3 protein-coding genes are annotated in these 2,731 nt (G+C 46.2%); all 3 read right to left on the bottom strand.

Going from position 1 to position 2,731, the window contains the following annotated elements; genetic code table 11:
* Positions 1-253: 253 nt before the first annotated feature.
* The 3 genes from PX636_RS14945 to PX636_RS14935 all read right to left on the bottom strand — a co-directional run bounded on the left by PX636_RS14945 (position 254) and on the right by PX636_RS14935 (position 2,550).
* A complete protein-coding gene (locus tag PX636_RS14945; protein WP_002741682.1) occupies positions 254-589 on the bottom strand; it encodes a ribulose bisphosphate carboxylase small subunit in 336 nt (111 codons plus the stop codon).
* 15 nt (positions 590-604) lie between these two features.
* On the bottom strand, positions 605-1,003 hold the full coding sequence (rcbX, locus tag PX636_RS14940) for a RuBisCO chaperone RbcX (protein WP_061430949.1): 399 nt from the start codon (positions 1,001-1,003) through the stop codon (positions 605-607).
* A 131-nt stretch (positions 1,004-1,134) separates the two neighbouring features.
* Entirely contained in the window at positions 1,135-2,550 is a 1,416-nt protein-coding gene (locus PX636_RS14935; protein ID WP_002753365.1) for a form I ribulose bisphosphate carboxylase large subunit, read from the bottom strand.
* Positions 2,551-2,731: the final 181 nt, after the last annotated feature.

Raw genomic sequence — 2,731 nt, 5'->3', positions numbered from 1 at the left:
CATCCTTGAGCTTTCTGCCTAAAACTACATAATCAAATGCCATCGCTAATGAGAAAAACAGGAATCCAGTCCCATTATATTGGGAGCATTTCATTTATGCAAGTGAGTAATTATATAGTCATTTCAATTAAAGGTGAGATGCTCCCCTATTTCTAGCTCGGATTCACTCTTGCTAAAAATTCTACCAGACAAATAGAAAAAAAGGGAGGTCTAAGAACCCCCCTCAAAAGTTAATAATTAGATGACAGCCAAATTAGTAGCGGCCGGCATTGGGTTTATGAACAATAAAGCTCATGGTTTGACATTGTTTGATGTTGTCAAAAGCGATAACGCGGATGTAGCAATCAGAATACTCGGTGCGGCACTCGCGAACTTCATTAAGAACTTCTTGGGGACCAGAAACAGAGAATAAAGGCAGTTTCCACATCGTCCAATGATAATCTGCGGGTTTGGGATCTTTTTCAAATTCCACAGCAGGAATATAACCCTGATCGATCATGTATTGAATTTGTTTAGCAATTTGTTGATCGGTGAGGGGGGGCAAGTAGGAAAGAGTTTCGTAACGCTTCTCTTTAGGTAAAGTTTTCATGGGTTTCTTGATTCCTTATGGGTTGGGTAGATCATCAACATCGAGATTTAATTCCGATGTCTCTGGTTGACTTATAGCAGTACGGGTGAGACGTTCCAAAAGTTGCCGACGATGTTCGGTATTGTCATTAATAATTCCCGTTTTTACCATCTCTGGCAAGAACTCTAAAACCTGTTCGGCTAGATGTTCTCTTACCGTCATGATCCGCAAAACTAACTCTTTATTCTCAGCCATTAACCCCGCAATATAGGCCTCGCCATCCTGAATTGAATGGCTAGAAGTATAGTGACTCAGCCAAATAGCTAAAGTCGGATTAGTTTCTGACAATTGATCGATAATCGTGCGAACCGCTTGGTAAGTTAGGTAACTTTGTAAGACTTTCGCGGTATCTTGAACAACTTTTTTCGGATACATTTTATACAGTTTTCAGTTATTGGCTAGACAGTTATCAGTGTTGAAATTCTAGCGACTGCTTCCCGATTTTGGGCAAGTCCTCCAGCATTATTTTCCACCAATAACTGCTAACAACTTTCTGAAGGGCTGTATTAGAGGGTATCCATAGCCTCGAACTCGAATTTGATTTCTTTCCAGAGTTCGCAAGCGGCAGCCAGTTCAGGACTCCAACGGCAAGCTTCCCGGATAACGTCGTTACCTTCGCGGGCCAAGGAGCGTCCTTCGTTACGAGCTTGGATACAAGCTTCCAGAGCCACACGGTTAGCGGTGGCACCCGGTGCGTTACCCCAGGGGTGGCCGAGGGTTCCACCACCGAACTGTAAGCAGGAATCGTCACCGAAGATTTCCACCAACGCGGGCATATGCCAAACGTGGATACCACCAGAAGCAACCGGCATTACCCCGGGTAAGGAGGCGTAGTCTTGGGTGAAGAAAATACCACGAGCGCGATCTTCTTCTACATAGTCTTCACGCATTAGGTCAACAAAACCCATCGTGATACCGCGTTCACCTTCGAGTTTACCGACAACGGTTCCCGAGTGCAGGTGATCACCACCGGACAGACGTAAGCACTTAGCTAAAACGCGGAAGTGGATACCATGATTTTTCTGACGGTCGATAACCGCGTGCATTGCCCGGTGAATGTGGAGCAGTAACCCTTTGTCGCGGCAGAATTTCGCCAGGGTGGTGTTAGCGGTGAAACCACCGGTGAGGTAGTCGTGCATGATGATGGGGGTTTTGATTTCGGCAGCGAATTCAGCCCGTTGCATCATCTGCTCGCAGGTAGGAGCAGTTACGTTGAGGTAATGTCCTTTAACTTCGTTGGTTTCTGCTTGGGATTTAACGATCGCCTCTTGGACAAAGAGGAAACGATCGCGCCAACGCATGAAGGGTTGAGAGTTAATATTTTCGTCGTCTTTGGTGAAGTCTAAACCACCGCGAAGACATTCATAAACGGCACGACCGTAGTTTTTAGCGGAAAGGCCGAGTTTGGGTTTGATGGTGCAACCGAGTAAGGGGCGACCGTATTTGTTTAATTTGTCCCGTTCAACGGTGATACCGTGGGGAGGACCTTGGAAGGTTTTGATTAAAGCGACGGGGAAACGGATATCTTCTAACCGGAGACCGCGTAGAGCTTTGAAACCGAAAACGTTACCAACGATCGAGGTGAGGATGTTGGTGACGGAACCTTCTTCAAATAGATCTAAAGGATAGGCAACGAAACAGAAGAACTGGTTATCTTCGTTGGGTACGGGTTCGATATCATAACAACGGCCTTTATAGCGATCGAGGTCGGTTAAGTTATCGGTCCAAACGGTGGTCCAGGTACCTGTGGAAGACTCCGCCGCTACCGCCGCACCTGCTTCTTCAGGAGGAACTCCTGGTTGGGGTGTTACCCGGAAGCAAGCTAGTAGATCGGTATCTTTGGGGGTGTAGTCGGGGGTGTAGTAGGTCAGGCGGTAGTCTTTTACGCCGGCCTGGAAACCTTTGGATTTGGCTTGCACCATTGGGATTATTCCTCCATAAACTGCATGATTAGTCGCACCTGTAAAATCTCGCCGTCAACCGACATAGATTTTTCTTAAGCTCCTTTCCCCTGCTGCTAGGAGCGAAGTTAGGGAGCAATTTTCACTAATGTTTTTTTCAACTGATCATCTTAACACGAACTTTACCCTATTTTGATCATTT

It is taken from the genome of Microcystis sp. M53598_WE2, from assembly GCF_030067735.1.
GTDB lineage: Bacteria > Cyanobacteriota > Cyanobacteriia > Cyanobacteriales > Microcystaceae > Microcystis > Microcystis aeruginosa.
The sequence above is the reverse complement of the archived record's forward strand: the minus strand, read 5'-3'. Positions and strand labels throughout refer to the sequence as shown.